11 protein-coding genes and 1 pseudogene are annotated in these 16,590 nt (G+C 72.4%); all 12 read left to right on the top strand.

Features of this window, described 5'->3' with window-relative positions:
• Nucleotides 1-41: 41 nt before the first annotated feature.
• The 12 genes and pseudogenes from OHA89_RS36670 (at nt 42) to OHA89_RS36615 (ending at nt 16,588) form a co-directional block, all read left to right on the top strand.
• Nucleotides 42-464, top strand: coding sequence for a hypothetical protein (locus OHA89_RS36670; RefSeq protein WP_266612256.1), 423 nt, complete (start codon nt 42-44; stop codon nt 462-464).
• Between the two features lie 80 nt (nt 465-544).
• Nucleotides 545-1,918 carry a hypothetical protein gene (locus tag OHA89_RS36665; RefSeq protein WP_406368029.1) on the top strand — a complete coding sequence of 458 codons (1,374 nt, stop codon included), beginning with the start codon at nt 545-547 and terminating at the stop codon, nt 1,916-1,918.
• Between the two features lie 52 nt (nt 1,919-1,970).
• Nucleotides 1,971-5,402 carry a right-handed parallel beta-helix repeat-containing protein gene (locus tag OHA89_RS36660; protein ID WP_406368028.1) on the top strand — a complete coding sequence of 1,144 codons (3,432 nt, stop codon included), beginning with the start codon at nt 1,971-1,973 and terminating at the stop codon, nt 5,400-5,402.
• Nucleotides 5,403-5,575: 173 nt separating this feature from the next.
• Nucleotides 5,576-6,724 (top strand): S8 family serine peptidase, encoded by a 1,149-nt coding sequence (locus tag OHA89_RS36655; protein ID WP_406368027.1) that lies wholly within the window; start codon nt 5,576-5,578, stop codon nt 6,722-6,724.
• A gap of 146 nt (nt 6,725-6,870) precedes the next feature.
• Complete coding sequence (locus OHA89_RS36650) at nt 6,871-7,470, top strand: sigma-70 family RNA polymerase sigma factor (RefSeq protein ID WP_257558911.1); 600 nt, start codon at nt 6,871-6,873, stop codon at nt 7,468-7,470.
• A pseudogene (locus tag OHA89_RS36645) lies at nt 7,361-8,218 on the top strand (AAA family ATPase); the annotation flags it as partial. The gene OHA89_RS36650 and the pseudogene OHA89_RS36645, both read left to right, overlap by 110 nt.
• A gap of 67 nt (nt 8,219-8,285) precedes the next feature.
• Entirely contained in the window at nt 8,286-8,837 is a 552-nt protein-coding gene (locus tag OHA89_RS36640) for a MinD/ParA family protein (protein WP_406368026.1), read from the top strand.
• Nucleotides 8,838-8,935: 98 nt separating this feature from the next.
• A complete protein-coding gene (locus OHA89_RS36635) occupies nt 8,936-9,487 on the top strand; it encodes a hypothetical protein (protein WP_266612250.1) in 552 nt (183 codons plus the stop codon).
• A gap of 346 nt (nt 9,488-9,833) precedes the next feature.
• A complete protein-coding gene (locus OHA89_RS36630; protein WP_266612249.1) occupies nt 9,834-12,608 on the top strand; it encodes a BTAD domain-containing putative transcriptional regulator in 2,775 nt (924 codons plus the stop codon).
• A gap of 45 nt (nt 12,609-12,653) precedes the next feature.
• Entirely contained in the window at nt 12,654-13,904 is a 1,251-nt protein-coding gene (locus tag OHA89_RS36625; protein ID WP_266612247.1) for a cytochrome P450, read from the top strand.
• A 311-nt stretch (nt 13,905-14,215) separates the two neighbouring features.
• Nucleotides 14,216-15,559, top strand: a complete 1,344-nt coding sequence (locus OHA89_RS36620; protein WP_406368025.1) for an ABC transporter substrate-binding protein — start codon at nt 14,216-14,218, stop codon at nt 15,557-15,559.
• Nucleotides 15,560-15,931: 372 nt separating this feature from the next.
• Nucleotides 15,932-16,588, top strand: coding sequence for a TMEM175 family protein (locus tag OHA89_RS36615; protein ID WP_266612243.1), 657 nt, complete (start codon nt 15,932-15,934; stop codon nt 16,586-16,588).
• The last annotated feature ends 2 nt before the right edge of the window (nt 16,589-16,590 follow it).

The following is a 16,590-nucleotide window of genomic DNA, read 5'->3' as shown; positions in this document are numbered from 1 at the left end:
GCGGCCGCCGGCCGCCCCGACCCCAAGGACAGGACCTCGCCATGACCGACCCGGAGTTCCAGCTGGCTGCCGTCTTCGACCACGTGGACCCGGTGGCCGGGCCCGGCTTCGCCGCGGACCACCCGTCGGTCGAGGACCCTGCGCTGCTCGCCCTGCTGGTCGAGCGGCTGAACGCCGGCACGCCCGTACTGATGACGCCGGTGCTGATGAACGACGTGCTGGACCCCGAGCGGCGTTCGGAGGTGCCGCTGAACTTCCGTACGGACGGCAGGTGGGTGTGGACCGACACGGTCGCCTACTACCTGGAGCAGTACGCCCTCGCCCCGGAGCCCGGCTTGCTCGCACACCTGGGAAGCCCGGACTACGAGGTCCCGGCGCCCCTCGACCGGGCGGTCGTCGAGCGGGCCGCGGCCTTTGTGCTCACCCCGGCGCCGGGGGGCGAAGCGGTCCACGTCCTGAGCTGACCGGCCGCGGTGAACCCCACAGCGGTGGCGGTCCGTTCGAACGTGATGCGGGTGTTCCGCGACGACCGAGGGGAAACACGGTGGACAACAACGAACAGCGGCACAGGACCGCCGGACGGGGTCCGGCTCCCATCAGCCTGCCGGCGGTCGCCTGGCACGCGGCCGGTGAGGAGCCGGCGGCGGAGCCCGTCGTGCCGCGCCCGCCCCTGACCCTTCCGGTGCTGACCCCGGAGGCGCCTACCGGCGCGGTGCGGCCCGAGCCCGCCGCCGAACCGGAGCCCGAGGCCGCCCCGGCCTGCGGCGCCGTCCCGGAGGTCCCCGTCCCCGCAGCCGAGGAGGCCGCCGGGGCCGAGGAAATCGCGGAGGCCGAGGAAATCGCCGAAGCCGAGGAGACTCCGCAGGAGGCGGCTCCGGACGCCCTGGCGGCGACCCCCGTCGCAGCCCCGGCCGCACCCACGGGCCTGCGCCCGGCGAGGCGGATACCGAAGCCGATGCTCGCGGCGGCGGCCACGTCGGGCGTGGTGCTCATGGGCGTGCCCCTGCTGTTCTCCCAGCTCGGCGGCGACGCCGGCCCTGGTCGGGTCCCGTCCCGCCCCACGGGCTACAACCAGCCCGACGGCGGCCCCGAGGGCTTCGTACCGGGAACCGACGTGCCGGACAAGGGATCCGTGCTGCCGGGCGCCGTCGCCCCGGGAGCGGCCGCGGACGCGCCGGGCCAGGGCGCCGCAAACACCCCCGTGACCAACACCGGCACCGGGCAGAGCGGCGACGGTCAGGGCAGCCCCGGCGGTGGCCCGGCCGGCGGCCCGGCGGCCGGCTCCGGCGGGACCTCCGGCAACCCCGGCTCCGCCGGGTCCCCCGACACCGGAGCCCGCCACGACCCCCAGCAGTCCGGCCCCGCCCCGCAGGCACCCCCGCCGGCCCCGGCCAAGAAGGAGTACGCCGCCGTCGCCGGCCCCGGCTGCGCGGGCGAGGGCGCGGCCTTCAGCCGCAACGGCTGGTACACGGACGGCAAGGAGGGCTGGAAGTCGTACGGCACCGGCGGCTATGGCAGCAGCGGCTGCAACGGCGACTTCCTCGCCATGCCGATGTCCGGCGACGGACAGGACGCGGGCAAGAGCATGCTGTGGACCTTCCGCACCGGCGCCGTCACCACAGGCACCTGCCAGGTATCCGTCCACGTCCCGAACAACGGTGACATCAAGGCGGTCGGCGGTAAGCCGTCCTACTACACCGTGCACGGCGCCGCCTCGGCGAGCGGCCCCACCCTCGGGTCCTTCACCGTCAACCAGCCCTCCCAGCTGGGCCGCTGGGTCGGCGCCGGCAGCTTCCGGATCACCGGCGGCCAGCTCGCGGTGAAGCTGCACGACAGGGGCCAGGACTGGTCGGGCTCGACGAAGACCTACGCCCACCACGCGGGCGACGCCGTCCGCGTCCAGTGCACCTCCTCCTGAACCAACCCGGCCACCACCGGCCACCGGCCCACGACGAAGGGAACGATCAGGCATGTCGCGCCATGTGCTGACCGTGTGCGCACAAGCGCAGAGCGGCGGCTCGTACGGCTCCGGCGGGTCCAGCGGCCCGTTCCGCACCATCGGAGAGGCACTGGAGGCGGCACGCAGCGGCGCGGTGATCTCGGTCCGTCCCGGCAGGTACGAGGAGAACCTGGTCATCACCAAGATGGTGACGATCACCGCCGAGGACGCCCAGGGCACCGTACGGGTGATCCCCCGGCAGGGCACGGTGGTCCAGGTGGTAGCCGAGGCCGTGCAGCTGACCGGTCTGGTGATCCAGGGGCTGGACGAAGAACTGCCCGCGGTGGACGTGCCGCGCGGTCAGGCGGCGCTCCAGGACTGCGAGGTGGTGGGCAACGCGTGGACGGCCGTGCTCACCCGCCAGCAGGGCTCGCTGGCGATGCGCGGCTGCCGGGTGACCAACCCCGGCGGGGCGGGGATCGTGGAGACCTCCAGCGGCACCAGTGTGATCGAGGACTGTGTCGTGGAACACCTCGGCACCTCGGCGGTGGTCATCGGTGAGCGCGCCAATCCGACGATCCGCAACTGCGTGCTGCGCGATGCCCGCGGCAACGGCGTGTGCGCCAACGGCGAGGGGCGGGGGCTGGTCGAGGACTGCCAGATCTCCGCCACCGACAAGCCCGCCATCGCCCTGGAGCAGAACAGCGTCACCCGGGTCGTGCGCACGTCGGTACGGGACTGTCTGCTGGGCGTGTACATCAGCTCGGCGGACCGGGTGGTGCTGGAGGACTGCTCGGTGACCGGCACGAAGGTGCACGGGATCGCGCTTGCGGGGGGCACCGATCCGGTGCTGCGCCGCTGCCGGACCTCCCGCACCAAGGGCAACGGCATCCATGTCACCGGTCGTTCCCGGGGCACGTTCGAGGACTGCGAGGTCAGTGCGGCCGAGGGCAACGGCATCTGGGTGGAGGAGTCCTCGGGGCCCTCGTTCAGCCGGTGCTCGGTACGGGACGCCAAGGATGCGGGGGTCCAGCTGACCGGGGACAGCTCGCCGGACTTCGACCGGCTGGAGGTCCGGGACAGCGCCGGAGCGGGGGTGCGCGTCGTCGAGGGGGCGAACCCGATGCTGCGGCGCGTGACCGTCTCGGACGTCCGCGGACCCGGCGTGGAGGTGACCCGCAACGGCCGGGGCCGCCTGGAGGGTTCGGAGATCTCCGGCACTGGTCAGGCCGGCATCCGGATCGCCGACGGTGGCAACGCGTACGTCGGCAACACGGCGGTACGGGACACCGGCGCGGCCGCCGTCTCGGTCGGTGACGGCGGTGCGGCCACGCTGCGGGACTGCGACGTGGCCGAGTCCTCGCACGAGGGGGTGCTCGTCGAGGACGGCGGCGAACTGAACGCCACCCGCACCCGGGCGCGGTCGTGCCGGCGGCACGGCTTCCAGGTCGCGGCCGGCGCGCGGGCCACACTCGGCCGCTGTGAAGCGGTGGACAACACCGCCGACGGCATCCGGATCGACTCCACCGAGGCGGTGCGGGTGCACGACTGCACGGTCTCCGGGAACCGGGGGTCGGGGCTCCGCCAGTCGAAGCCCTCCAACCGGCTGGCGGTCGAGAACCTGACCAGTGTGGAGAACGGGATGCCGGACGCGCACGGCGAGGCCGGGGCCGGGGCCTCCGGTGGCGGGTCCCGACCCGACTCCGCCGGCGCAGTCGGGTCGGACGGGGCCGACGGGAACCTCGGCGCCGACGCGTCGCAGCAGTCCCCGGCGGGCCCGCCGGGGCGGAAGGGCCCGCTGGACGCCCTGGACTCCCTGGTCGGCCTGGACGGGGTGAAGGAGCAGGTCTCCACCCTGGTCAACCTCAACAAGCTGGCGCGACGCAGGGAGTTGGCGGGCATGCCGGCGCTGCCGATGAGCCGGCATCTGATCTTCGCGGGCCCGCCCGGTACCGGTAAGACGACGGTGGCCCGGCTCTACGGCTCGATCCTCGCCGAGTTGGACGTGCTCCCGTCGGGCCATCTGGTCGAGGTGGCGCGCGCGGACCTGGTGGCGGCGATCATCGGCGGTACGGCGATCAAGACGACGGAGGTGTTCAAGGAGGCCCTCGGCGGTGTGCTCTTCATCGACGAGGCGTACACGCTGTCGCAGGGCGTTGGCGGCAGCGGACCGGACTTCGGCCGGGAGGCCATCGACACGTTGGTCAAGCTGATGGAGGACCACCGCGACGAGATCGTGGTGATCGTGGCCGGTTACTCGGAGCAGATGCAGGGGTTCCTCGACTCCAACCCCGGGCTCGCGTCCCGCTTCAGCAGGACGGTGGAGTTCGAGAACTACTCGGACGACGAGCTGACGACGATCGTGGCGATGGCCGCGGCCTCGCACGGCTACGAGCTGGCCGACGGCACCCGCGAGGCGCTCAAGGCACACTTCGAGAGCGTGGCCAAGGGCTCCGACTTCGGCAACGGCCGGGCGGCGCGGAAGGTCTTCGAGGAGATGGTGGACCGGCAGGCGTCCCGGCTGGCCGTGCTGCCGGAGATCGGCAACGCGGACCTGGCGCTCCTGAAGCCCGATGACGTCGGGGTGGCTGCCGCCGCCGCGGTCGCCGCTGCCGCCGCCGGGGTCCCGGCCGAGCGGAAAACCGAACTGCTGGACGAGCTGCGCGGCATGATCGGCCTGCCGGCCGCGAAGGAGCAGGTCGAGGACCTGGTCAACCTGATCAAGCAGGTGAACCGGCGGAAGGAGGCCGGGCTGCCGACCGCCACGATCAGCCACCACCTGGTGTTCTCGGGTCCGCCGGGTACGGGCAAGACGACGGTGGCCCGGCTCTACGGGCAGCTGCTCGCCGAGCTGGGCGTGCTGCCCGGCGGCCAGCTGATCGAGACCGCCAGGGCCGATCTGGTGGGCCGGTTCGTGGGTCACACCGCGCAGCTGACGAAGGAGGCGTTCGACAAGGCGCGCGGCGGTGTGCTGTTCATCGACGAGGCGTACACGCTGACCCCGCGCGGTGGCAGCGGCAACGACTTCGGCCAGGAAGCCGTCGACACGCTGATGAAGCTGATGGAGGACCACCGCGACGAGGTGGTGGTCATCGTCGCCGGGTACTCGGACGAGATGCAGGGTTTCCTGGACTCCAACCCCGGCCTCGCCTCCCGGTTCTCCCGGTCGGTCTCGTTCGAGCACTACACGGACGCCGAGCTGGTGCGGATCGTTCAGGTGCAGGCGGAGAAGGCCGGGTACGTGTGCCCGCCCGAGGCGCTCGCGGCGCTAGGGGAGTTGTTCGCCGCGGTACCGCGTGACCGGAGCTTCGGCAACGGCCGCTTCGCGCGGCAGACGCTGGAGTCGATGATCACCCGGCAGGCCGGGCGGCTCAGCAAGCTGGACATAGACGACCTGGCCGAGCTCAGCCTGCTGCTGCCCCAGGACATCCCGTGGGACCGGGTGCCGGGGGGCGTGGCGTGACCGGCGGCGGCCGGGTCGGCGCCGCGGTGGCGGCAGCACTGGTGTGCGGGGCTCTGGCAGTGGGCCCTCCGGCCACGGTGGCCGCTGTGGCCGCGCCCTCGGCGCCGACCGCCCCTGGCCCGGGGACGCCCACCGCCTCGGCCTCGGCCGGGGCGAGTTCGGAGCCTACGTCGTTGCCCGGCCTCACGCAGCGGCTCACCGGCGACGAGTGCCGGAAGGCCTCGGACCGTACCGTCAACCGGATGCCGTGGCCGCAGGCGCATCTGCGCCCGGACACGGTCTGGCCGCTTACCGAGGGCGCCGGGGTGACCGTTGCGGTGGTCGGCTCGGGTGTGGACGACTCCTCCGGCCTGCTGGGCAGCCGACTGAGCCGGGCGCCACGCCAGTTCGACGGCGGTCCGGCAGTGGACTGCGCCGGGCACGGCACGTTCACGGCGGGGCTGATCGCGGCGGCGCGGACCCCGGGGTCGGGCTTCGCCGGTCTCGCCCCCCGCGCCCGGGTCCTGGACGTCCCGGTCACCGACCGGCGCGGGAGCACCACCCCCGATCTGCTGGCTGCGGGCATCCGGGTGGCCGCCGACGGCGGCGCACGGGTGATCGCCGTGATGGCGGTGGCGGGCTCCGACAGCCAGGCGCTGGCGGACGCCGTCCGGTACGCCGTGTCCAAGGGCGCGGTCGTGATCGCCCCGGCGGCCCCCGACGGGGAGGCCGGGGGGGCCGCCTTCCCGGCGGCTCATCCGCAGGTGCTGTCGGTCGCGGCGACCGGCCCCGGCGGGATACCGGCCAAGCAGGCGGCCGGGGGCCGGGTGGACCTGACGGCACCGGGTGAGGCGGTGATGGGCCCCGGGCCGGGCGGCAAGGGCCATTTCACCGCCTCCGGGCCGAGTTACGCGGCTGCGCTGGTGGCCGGAACCGCGGCGCTGGTGCTCGGCTACCGGCCGGAACTCAGTGGTGAGGCGCTCGCGCACCGGCTGCGGGCGACCGCGTCCGGGCCGGGCGGCCGGCTGCCGGACCCGCTCCAGGGGTACGGGCCCGTGGACCCGGTGGCCGCCGTTACGGCGGTGCTCCCCGAGGAGCAGCAGGGCGGGGCGCCGGGCCTGCCCGGCCGCGCCCGGGCGTCGGCTCCCGGCGTGGTGATGCCGCCCGCCCCCGGACCGTCGGCGGCCGGGCCGGCCTGGCTGGTGACCGCGGCGGCGTTCGCGGTGGGGCTGGGGATGGCCGGCGCCGCCGTGGTGGTGCCCGGCGGCCGGCGGCGGGGCTGGCGGCCGGGCCGGTACCGGGCCCCGGCGGCGGACGGCAACCGCGGTTCGGAGCTGCTGTAGCCGCCCGTTGGCGATTCGTTGGTGAGCCGTTGGGCACCGCTGGGACTCTCACCTCTGTCAAGGCCGAACGCCCCGCTCGGGACCGTCGGTTGGCGCTGTCGTCGGCGTGAAGAGGCTGGCGGCTCAATGCGGGAGGAACCGTCGGGATGGGAATGGATCGGCACAGCACGGACGGGGACACGGCGGCCACCACGGCCGTGGGGGACGGCGCGGACTGCAACGGCGGCCGCCCCACCCTGGACCGCGACACACTGGCCGAGCTCTACCGTCTGCACGCCCCGTACCTGCTCCGCGCGCTGCTGCGGCTGACGAGCGGCGACCGGGGCAAGGCCGAGGACATGCTTCAGGAAACGTTTCTGCGCGCCTGGCAGCACCCCGAGTCGCTGACCCGCGGACCGGAGCACAGCCGGCCGTGGCTCTACACCGTCGCCCGCCGGATCGCCATCGACTACTTCCGGATGCAGGCCGCCCGTGCCAAGGAGTTCGGCGACGAGAGTCCGGAGGAGCGTGCGGCCGCGCACGACCCGTACGAGGAGGTCGTGGTCGCCCACGACATCCGCGGCGTCCTCGCCAAACTGCCCCCGCACCACCGGGAGGTGCTGGTGGAGCTGCACCTGAACGACCGCTCGACCGCCGATGCGGCGGCCGTGCTCGGCGTCCCGCCGGGCACCGTCAAGTCCCGCAATTTCTACGCCGTACGGGCTTGCCGCCCACTGCTGGAGCGGCACGGCTTCGCCCCGGTGTGAGCCACCCCGCCCCGCGCTACGCGCCCTGCACGTGAACCGGCCCCGGACCCGGTCGCGTTCCCCTGGACGACCACGGCCGGGACACTGGGAGGGGACGACCGAGGTGACCATCGTCGTAGACAGAAACGGCATGAACGAGCCCGGACACTGGGCGGAGGCCCCCGACTACGGCCCCACCACATGGCCGGACGGCGGCGATCAGGCGGGCAGCGGCACACTTGGGCCGCCCAAACCGGTCAGGAGCCTACGGGATCTGCTGGAAGCGGACCCGCCCCCCGCGACGGCACTGCCCGAGCCGGATCCCGCGTGCGCAGAAGCACCCGCTCCGGCCACCGAGCGCGACCAGCAGGACCAGCCCGGCCAACCCGCCGAACCCGACCAGCCGTCAGAGCCGGCACCCGGACCGGCCCCGGCCCCGCGCACGCAGGCCCCCGCCCAGGCTCCGCCGGTCGCCCTTCCCGCAACCGAGACCGTCACCGCGCCGCCGCAGCCCCTGGGCTGGGCGGCGGGTTCCGAGCTCTCCGCCGAGCGCCTGGTCCGCCGTACGCCGCGCCGGATGTTCCGTGTCGGCCGGCATCGCGGACCGGCCGGATTCACCGACTCCATCCGCACCCCTCTCAGGCGCAGCCACCGCATCGCGGTGATCAGCCTCAAGGGCGGGGTCAGCAAGACCACCACCACGATGGCCCTCGGCGCGGTCCTGGCGCACGAGCGGACCGACCGGGTCATCGCCATCGACGCGAACCCGGACCACGGAACGCCAACATCGGGTGCGTCGGCAGACCGGTGCCACCATTCGCGACCTGGTGACAGCCATGCCCGACCTGCACACCTACATGGACATCCGGGCGTTCACCTCCCGGGCGCCCAGCGGTCTGGAGGTCCTCGCCAACGACTCCGGCCCGGCGGTCTCCCGGACGTTCGACGACCGGGACTACCGACAGGTCGTCGAACTGCTAAGCGGCCAGTACCCGATCGTCCTCACCGACTCCGGCACCGGTCTGCTGCACAGCGCCATGCGCGGCATCCTGGACCTGACCGACCAGCTGGTCGTCGTCGCCACACCGAGCGTCGACGGCGCCAACAGCGCCGGCATCACCTTCGACTGGCTGGGCGCCCACGGCTTCCAGGACAAGGCGCGGCACGCGGTGACCGTCGTCTCGGGCGTACGGTCCTCCTCCAGCCGACTGATCCGCGTCGACGACGTCGTCTCGCACTTCCGGCAGCGCTGCCGGGCCGTGGTGACGGTGCCCTACGACGACCACCTCGCCCTCGGCGGCGAAGTCGACCCCGAGCAGATGCGCGGCCGTACCAGGGCGGCGTACTACGAGTTGGCGGCCGTGGTGGCGCAGGAGTTCAACCGGTGAGCACCGCCCCTCCGGCACCGATACCCGACATGAGGGCGGCGGGCCCGGCCCGCTCCTGACCGCTCCCCCCGCGACCCGGACCCAACTGGAGGAAATCAATGGCCTGGTACGAGGGCCCCTGCCGGATAACCGTCATCGGCGTTGACGCCGACTGGCCCCAGCGAGCCGTGGTCGCCGTGTCCGGCGCGGGCGGGGCCCGGATCGAGATCCCGGGCACGGTGGGCGTGGTCCGCCACATCGAGGCCCGGAGCTGGCACCTGGAGCTGGAGCACCAGTATCAGGGCACCTGGCGGCCCAACGTCCGTGCGGTCAGGAGCCGCTGGGAAACCGTGGACGGGGTCCGTACGCAGACCATCCACAGCAAGGACGTGGATTGGCCCCGGAACCAGCACGAACGCAATCTGGTGCTGCGCCTGGAGCGGACCGGCGAGCCGGCGGAGCGTCCCCGCGACGCCGGCCGCGCTCTCGACGCCCCGGCCCGGGCGGCCACCCAGTCCTCGTCCGGCGGACCCGCCCACCGCACGTCCGCCGGCCCCGGCCATTCCCCCACCAGTTCGTCGTCGGCCGGCCCCTCCTTCACCGCGCCCCCCGCCGCTTCGCCCGCCCGCACCTCATCCCACGGGCCGACCACCGGCAGCAGCCCTTGGTGATTCCCGTCATGCGGATCCGACCTGATGCGACACCACGGAGGTTCACCTGTAGGAGCACTTGGCGACACTCCGAATGCCACTGGAATTCATCTGCCATCGTTGAAGTCGATCGAACCGGAGGGCGAAGCGGGACGTGCGTCCGAAATGGGCTAGCCTCGAGTCAACCTCGGGGCGATTTGGCTCAGAATCAGCGGTTTCGGCCACTGGCCTGAACCTTGCCGAACCGGTACCGTGACCGCTCCAGTCGCTGCCGCCCGCACCACCCCGAGACGCCCGAGCACCGCAAGTACCGCACGCCCGGGTTGGTTCCATGCGCTTCGCGCATCGGCTGGTAAGGGTGGGGAACATGAGATTGCTGCTCCTTGGGCCGTCGGAGCTGCGCTCCGACAGCGGTGACTCCGTGCCCCTCGGCGGCGCCAGGCGCAGGGCCGTACTGGCCGCTCTCGCTCTCAACCTCAACCGGGTCGTGCCGGTGGAACGGTTGCTCGACCTGGTCTGGGACGAGGCGCCACCGCCCAGCGCCAAGGCGGCACTCCAGGGGCATGTCGCCACTCTGCGCAGCTGTTTCGACGACACGATCACGCTCGTGACCAAGGCCCCCGGCTACGCGCTGATGGCGGACCGGACCCAGGTGGACGTGCACCACATGCAGGACCTGGTGGCGGCATCCCAGGAGGCGTCGGACGAGGAGGGCATCCGCCTGCTGGACTCGGCCCTGGGACTGTGGCGCGGTCCGACCCTGGAGGACTGCGAGTCGGAATCGCTGCGCGGGGGTGCGGGGACCCGCCTGGAGCAGACGCGGCTGCACGCCGTGGAGTTGCTGGGTGAGCGGCTGCTGCGCACCGGGCGGGGCGAACTGGCCGTGGCACGGCTGGCCGAGGCGGTGGAGGAGAACCCGCTGCGCGAATCCCTGGTGCGGCTGCTCATGCTCTGCCACCAGCAGGAGGGCAGGCAGTCGGAAGCACTGCACCTCTACCACGCGACGCGCGAGCTGCTGAAAGCGGACCTCGGCGTCGTACCGGGTCCACAACTCCAGGCGGTGTTCACCGACCTGCTCGGCAGGATGCCCCCCGGTCCGGAGAGGCGGCCGCCGACGGTCGTGCCCCTCCAGCCCACCGGGCCGGCATCGCCCCGGTCCGGGCCCGCGCCCCGGACGCCGTCCGCCCCCGTACGGGTCCACCCGGCCCAGCTCCCCCGCACCCCGGCCGGGTTCATCGGGCGGGAGGACGAATTCCGTTCCGTGGAGCGGGCGCTTGCTCCGGACTCGGCGGGGCTCGCCCTGGTCGTCGGCCAAGCGGGGGTCGGCAAGACCTCCCTCGCCCTGCGCTGGGCCCACGCGCACGCCGGCGACTACCCGGACGGGCAGCTGTTCGCCGATCTCCACGGCTTCGACGGATCGACGCCGGTGGATCCCTCCCTGGTGATCAGCGGGTTCCTGTCGGCGCTGGGCGTGCCGCAGCACTCCATTCCCGAGGACCCGGCCGCCGCGCAGGCCCTGTACCGCTCGATGCTGGCGCAGCGCCGGCTGCTGATCCTGCTGGACGACGCCCGCGAATCCGCGCAGGTCCGCCCGTTGCTGACGGCCGGCGGCGGGTCGTCGACCATCGTCACCAGCCGGCTCCGGCTGGACGGCCTGCTCGCCCTCGACGGCGCGGCCCTGGTGCCGGTCGGACTGCTCGACGAGGAGGACGGCCTGGCCCTGCTCCGGGCCGCGCTCGGCGACGACCGCATCGCGCGGGAGCCCGAGGCCGCCTCGGAACTGATCCGGCTGTGCAGCGGCCTGCCGCTCGCGCTGCGGATCACCTCCGCCCGGCTGTCGGCGCATCCCCGCTGGTCGCTGCGATCGGTCGCCGACGAGCTCGGCGACGAGCAGCAGCGGCTCGCGGCGCTCTCGATCGAGGACGCCGACATCACCGCGGCCCTGGCCCTGAGCGTCCGCGCGCTCGACGAAGAGGCGCAGGCGGTCTTCGCAGCCCTCAGCGTGGTGCCCGGCAGCGATTTCACCGCCCATGCCATCGCGGCCGCGTGCCGGATACCGCTCGCCACGTCCCGCCGGGCGCTGGGCGTACTGGCGAGCGCCCACCTGATCGAGGAGCGTTCGGTCGGCCGCTACTCCTGCCACGACCTCGTCCATCTGTTCTCCCGCGAGTACGCGGCGGAGGGGCGCGGCGATCGGCTGCGCGGTCTGCTCGACTTCTACGTGCACACGGCGTACGCGGCCTCCCGGATCTACGACCCGTCCGGCCGGCCCTGCTGCGATCTGCCCGAATGGTGCGAGAGGCCGGAGGCCGTGCCCCGGCTCGACGACCGGCGCGCGGTGCTCCACTGGTACGCGACCGAGTCGGGCAACCTGTGTGCGGCGATCGAGGCGGCCACCCGTGCGGGTGAGGCGGACCGGGCCTGGCGCCTGACCGTGCTGGTGTGGCCGCTGCTGACGTGGCAGAGCCACCGCAACTGGATTCCGGTGGTGACCCACGGCCTGCGCGCGGCCCGGGCGGCTCGCGATCCGAGGGCGGAGACCCGGGTCGCGAACCTGCTGGGCTGGGCCACCGTCGAGGCGGGCCGGGCCGAGGACGCGATCCCGCTCCTGGAGCGCTCGCGGGAGCTCGCCGTAGGGACGGGCGACGACTGCGATCTGGCACAGGCACTGATCAATCTCGGGCTGGCCCATGCCGCGTGCGGGACGTACGAGAACGCGGTGGCGGTGTACGAGGAGGCGGCGCGGGTCTCCGAGGACATCCGGGACTATGGCACGGCGGCGCTCGCCCTGCACCACATGGCGCGGTTGTACCTGGAGCAGGACCTTCCCGACCGGGCCCTGATCCACGCCGAGCGGGCCCGGCTGATGCCCGGGGCGCGGGGTCTGATGGAGGTGCTGCTGTGTGACGTGCAGGGGGTGGCGCTGTGCCGGACCGGGGACCCGTGGGCGGCCCTGCAGCTGCTGGAGGAAGGTCTCGTCGCGGCCCGTACGGAGAAGTTCGTCGCCGGCGAGATGAGCGTGCTCGAGCACCTGGCGGAGGTGCTGGAGAGGCTCGGCCTGCGGGCGGAGGCGGAGGAGAAGCGGCACGCGGCGGAGCGTCTGCGCGGCCGAATAGAAGAGGGTGCGCAGGATCCGCTCTGAGCGAGCCGTGTGAACCCGGGTGCTCCAGGGCTCGTTTCCCCGGGTATGAGGAGCCTGCACCCAGACGGGTTCAACCCGTTCGCCCCGGGCGTCATGGACGACCCGTATCCCTCCTACCGGGAACTACGCGAGCACAGTCCCGTCCATTTCAGCCCGCAGACCGGGATGTTCTTCCTGTCCCGGTACGAGGACATCGCCACCCTGGGCCGCGACCGGACGAAGCTGATCCGGGGCAGCTCGCTGTCGGGCGGGTTCGAGCAGTTCCGCGGCACCGCGCTGTACCGGATCCTCGGGTCCAGCCTGTTCGTCATCGACGACCCCGACCACGGCCGGCTCAAGCGCCTGATCGTACGCACCTTCACCCGTGGGCGCGTGGAAGAGATGATCCCCAGGATCGAGGGGATCTGTGCGCAGCTGCTGGACCGGGCGGAGCTGGACCCTGCGGGTGGCGTGCTCGACCTGATCCCGGCCCTGGCCCATCCCCTGCCGTTCCTCGTCATCTGCGAGTTCCTCGGCCTCGCGCCGGAGGACCGGTCTCCGTTCCTCGGTTGGACCCACAAGGTGCTGCCGGTCGCCGACCCCTTCCCCACCGACGCGGAGAAAATGCTGGCGGTCGACGGGAGCGGCGCGTTCGAGGGCTTCTTCACCGCACTGATCGGCGAGCGCCGCAGTCTGCTGCGGCGTGGCCGGCCGCTCCCGCCCGGACTGATCAGCGACCTCGTGCAGGTCGCCGAGGAGGACGGCGAGCGGCTCACCGAGGACGAGCTGTTCTCCCTTGCCTTCACCCTGCTGGTGGCCGGTTTCGAGAACGTCACCAACCTGATCGCCAACGCCATGCGGGCGCTGTGCGAGAACCCCGGCCAGCAGGAGGACCTGCGCGCCGAGCCCGAGCTGCTGAACAACCTCGCCGACGAGACCCTGCGCCACTACAGCACCACGCAGTACAACCTGCGTGAGGCGGCGCACGACATCGAGCTGCACGGGGTCCGGATCCCGGCCGGCTCCCGGGTGGTCCTGCTGCGGGGCGCCGCGAACCGGGACCACCGGCAGTTCGACACCCCGGACCGGTTCGATCTGCGGCGCCCGAACAGCGCCACCAACGTGGGCTTCGGGGAGGGTGCCACGCTCTGCACGGGCGCGGCGCTGGCCCGCCTCGAGGTGCGCATCGCCTTCCGCGAGCTGCTCGAGCGCTGCGGCACCTTCGAGATGCACCGCTTCCGCCCCGGCCCGACCAGGTTGTTCTGGGGGCCTCGTGTGCTGTCCGCGGCCTACGGGAAACGAGTTCGCGGAATCTGAACCGGACGAGGGGCACGGCACGTTTCCCCGGATGTGACCGGAAGCGCCGTCCAGCCGTGTGGGTGACGGGCAGCGCTTCCGGAAGGCCCGCGCGCCACCCCGTTCCCGAAGTTGCGCGGGCCGCCGGGTTCCGCGCCTCGTCCTTCCCCCGGGATGAGGCGCGGAGCGCGTTCCGGTGCCGTTCTCTCCCCCTGAGCGGCACCGGAACCGTCCGAACCGCAGGCCGGACATGATGCGTGTCGGTGATGAGGCTAGGGTGCTGCCCCACCTTCAAGATCGACCCGCCCCACAGCCTGCAGGAGAAAATGCCCATGCCCGGAAAGCACCCGTTCGGTCAAGTTCTCACCGGAATAGCGGCCATCGCCGCGCTCGTTCTGACCAGTGCCTGCACCGGTCAGAGCGGCACGGCCGCCCAGGATGCCCGCGGCGGGCGGACGACGATCGAGTTCTGGCACGGCTGGAGCGGGCCGCAGGAGGTCGAGGCGGTCCGGGAGAACGTCGCCCGGTTCGAGAAGGCGCACCCGGACATCAAGGTCAGGGTCACCGGCAACATGTCCGACGACAAGCTGAACCAGGCGCTGCGGGCCGGCGGCGACAAGGCGCCGGACGTGGTGTCGTCCTCCTCCACCGGCAGCGTGGGCAGGTTCTGTGCGTCCGGCGTCCTCGCCGACCTCAACCCCTTCTTCAGGAAGGCGGGCCTGGACAAGGAGAAGACGATTCCGCAGAGCATGCTGCGGTACACCCAGTACCAGGGCAACCAGTGCACACTGCCGCTGCTCAGCGACGCGTACGGCCTGTACTACAACAAGGACGCGTTCGAGGCGGCGGGCATCAGCGAGCCGCCGAAGACCTGGAGCCAGTTCGCCGAGGTCGCGGAGAAGCTGACCAGGATGAAGGGCGACGGCTACGAGCAGCTGGGCTTCATGCCCACCTTCCACGGGTACGAGACGACCCCGATGCATTACGCCGCGCAGTGGGGGCCGGTGAAGTACTTCGACGGCGCGGGAAAGTCGGCGATTGCCCAGGACCCGGCCTTCGCGCAGATGTACACCTTCCAGAAGCAACTCGTCGACCGCCTCGGCGGCTTCCAGCGCCTGGAGAAGTACCGGTCCTCCTTCGGTGACGAGTGGGGCGCCGAGCACCCCTTCCACCAGGGGCAGGTGGCGATGCAGCTGGACGGCGAGTGGCGGCTGGCCGCGGCCAGGGCCGCCGGCGCGAAGTTCGAGATCGGCACCGCGGCGCTGCCGGTCCCCGACGACCAGACCGCCGACTACGGCAAGGGCTACGTGAGCGGCACCGTCATCGGCCTGTCGGCGAACAGCAGGCAGCAGCAGGCCGCGTGGGAGCTGGTGCGGTACATGACCACGGACACCGAGGCGGTGGTCTCTTTCGCCAACGCCATCCACAACGTTCCCTCGACCATCGAGGCGCAGAACTCGCCCTCGCTGGACCCCGACCCCGCGTTCCGGACGTTCTTGGACATCGCCCGGCACCCCAAGTCCGGCTCGGTCGAGGCACAGCCGGACGGCGGCCAGTACCAGCTCACTCTGCAGGACTTCGGATACGCGCACGAGAAGGGTGACGTGGCAGACCTCCAGGCGGGTCTGCGCAAGACCGCCGAGCAGATCGACACGGACATTGCGAAGACCAGGTAGCGGGGCGGCCGCGGAAGTGGCCGCGGCGCAAGGCTTACGGGTGCGCAGCGCTCTTCCCTTCGGAGGAACCGGCTCGAAGCCGACGAGTGGGCACGCACCCAGGCCATGCCCGGCGACGAGGAGATCAGCCGGGTCCGCCGGCTCATCGACCGCGTCACCGCCGACCTCGACCAGCTCACCGCCGAGGACCGCGCACAGATCGAGCAGGCAGGTCAGAAGCCGCATGTTCGCAGCCCACCACGGCGACACCGTCAGCGAGGCGGGCCTGCATCCCGTCGAGCTGACACGGATGTTCCTCAGACCCCTTGACCGGGTCGCGTGACGCACGCCGAAATCAGCATATTCCGGGTTGTTCAACCCTATGGTGGCCTGATGAACGGCCATCAGCGAGTGCGGGACGACGAGGGGAGCGCGGCCCGGGTCCTCGCGCTGTCGGACGGCGTCTTCGCCATCGCGATGACGCTGCTGGCCCTGGACATCACGCTGCCCGCCGGGCTGGACGCGGCCGGTTTCGAAGATGCGCTGGGCGAGGTGGTGCCCAACCTGTGGGCGTACGCCCTCAGCTTCGTGGTCATCGCGGCGTTCTGGCGGGGCCACCATCAGGTCTTCCGGTACGTGCGGGACGTGGACGGGACGGTCATCAAGCTCGGACTGCTGAACCTGGGGCTGATCGCCCTGATGCCCTTCCCCACCACCCTGCTGGCCGAGTACGGGGACCGGCCGCAGTCGGTGGCGGTCTACTCCGGCGCCGTCGCGGCCATCGGGGCCGCACAGCTCGCGCTGACGGTCGTGCTGTGGAAGCGCCCGTGGCTCAGCAGTACGGCGATGCCCGATCCCGTGGCGCGCAACGACGTGCTCGATCTGGCGTCGATGGTGCTGGTCTTCGCCGTGGCCGTGCCGCTCGCCTTCGTCTCCCCGACGGTCGCGCAGCTGTGGTGGGCTGTACTGGTCCCGGTGAAGGTGGTGCTGGGGCAGCGCGGCAAGCGCCTGCGCACGGCCGCGCAGCCGTATCGCGCTCCGGGCGGTTGAGG

The sequence above is a fragment of the Streptomyces sp. NBC_01546 genome (assembly GCF_045208355.1).
In the GTDB taxonomy this organism is placed as follows: Bacteria; Actinomycetota; Actinomycetes; order Streptomycetales; family Streptomycetaceae; genus Streptomyces.
Note: the sequence above shows the minus strand (reverse complement) of the source record. Positions and strands in the feature narration are given on the sequence as shown.

Coding starts and splice junctions, on each gene's coding strand:
- OHA89_RS36650 (WP_257558911.1), top strand. CDS start 6,871: ATGGGAATGGATCGGCACAGCACGGACGGGGACACGGCGGCCACCACG.
- OHA89_RS36670 (WP_266612256.1), top strand. CDS start 42: ATGACCGACCCGGAGTTCCAGCTGGCTGCCGTCTTCGACCACGTGGAC.
- OHA89_RS36630 (WP_266612249.1), top strand. CDS start 9,834: ATGAGATTGCTGCTCCTTGGGCCGTCGGAGCTGCGCTCCGACAGCGGT.
- OHA89_RS36620 (WP_406368025.1), top strand. CDS start 14,216: ATGCCCGGAAAGCACCCGTTCGGTCAAGTTCTCACCGGAATAGCGGCC.
- OHA89_RS36660 (WP_406368028.1), top strand. CDS start 1,971: ATGTCGCGCCATGTGCTGACCGTGTGCGCACAAGCGCAGAGCGGCGGC.
- OHA89_RS36640 (WP_406368026.1), top strand. CDS start 8,286: ATGCCCGACCTGCACACCTACATGGACATCCGGGCGTTCACCTCCCGG.
- OHA89_RS36615 (WP_266612243.1), top strand. CDS start 15,932: ATGAACGGCCATCAGCGAGTGCGGGACGACGAGGGGAGCGCGGCCCGG.
- OHA89_RS36635 (WP_266612250.1), top strand. CDS start 8,936: ATGGCCTGGTACGAGGGCCCCTGCCGGATAACCGTCATCGGCGTTGAC.
- OHA89_RS36625 (WP_266612247.1), top strand. CDS start 12,654: ATGAGGAGCCTGCACCCAGACGGGTTCAACCCGTTCGCCCCGGGCGTC.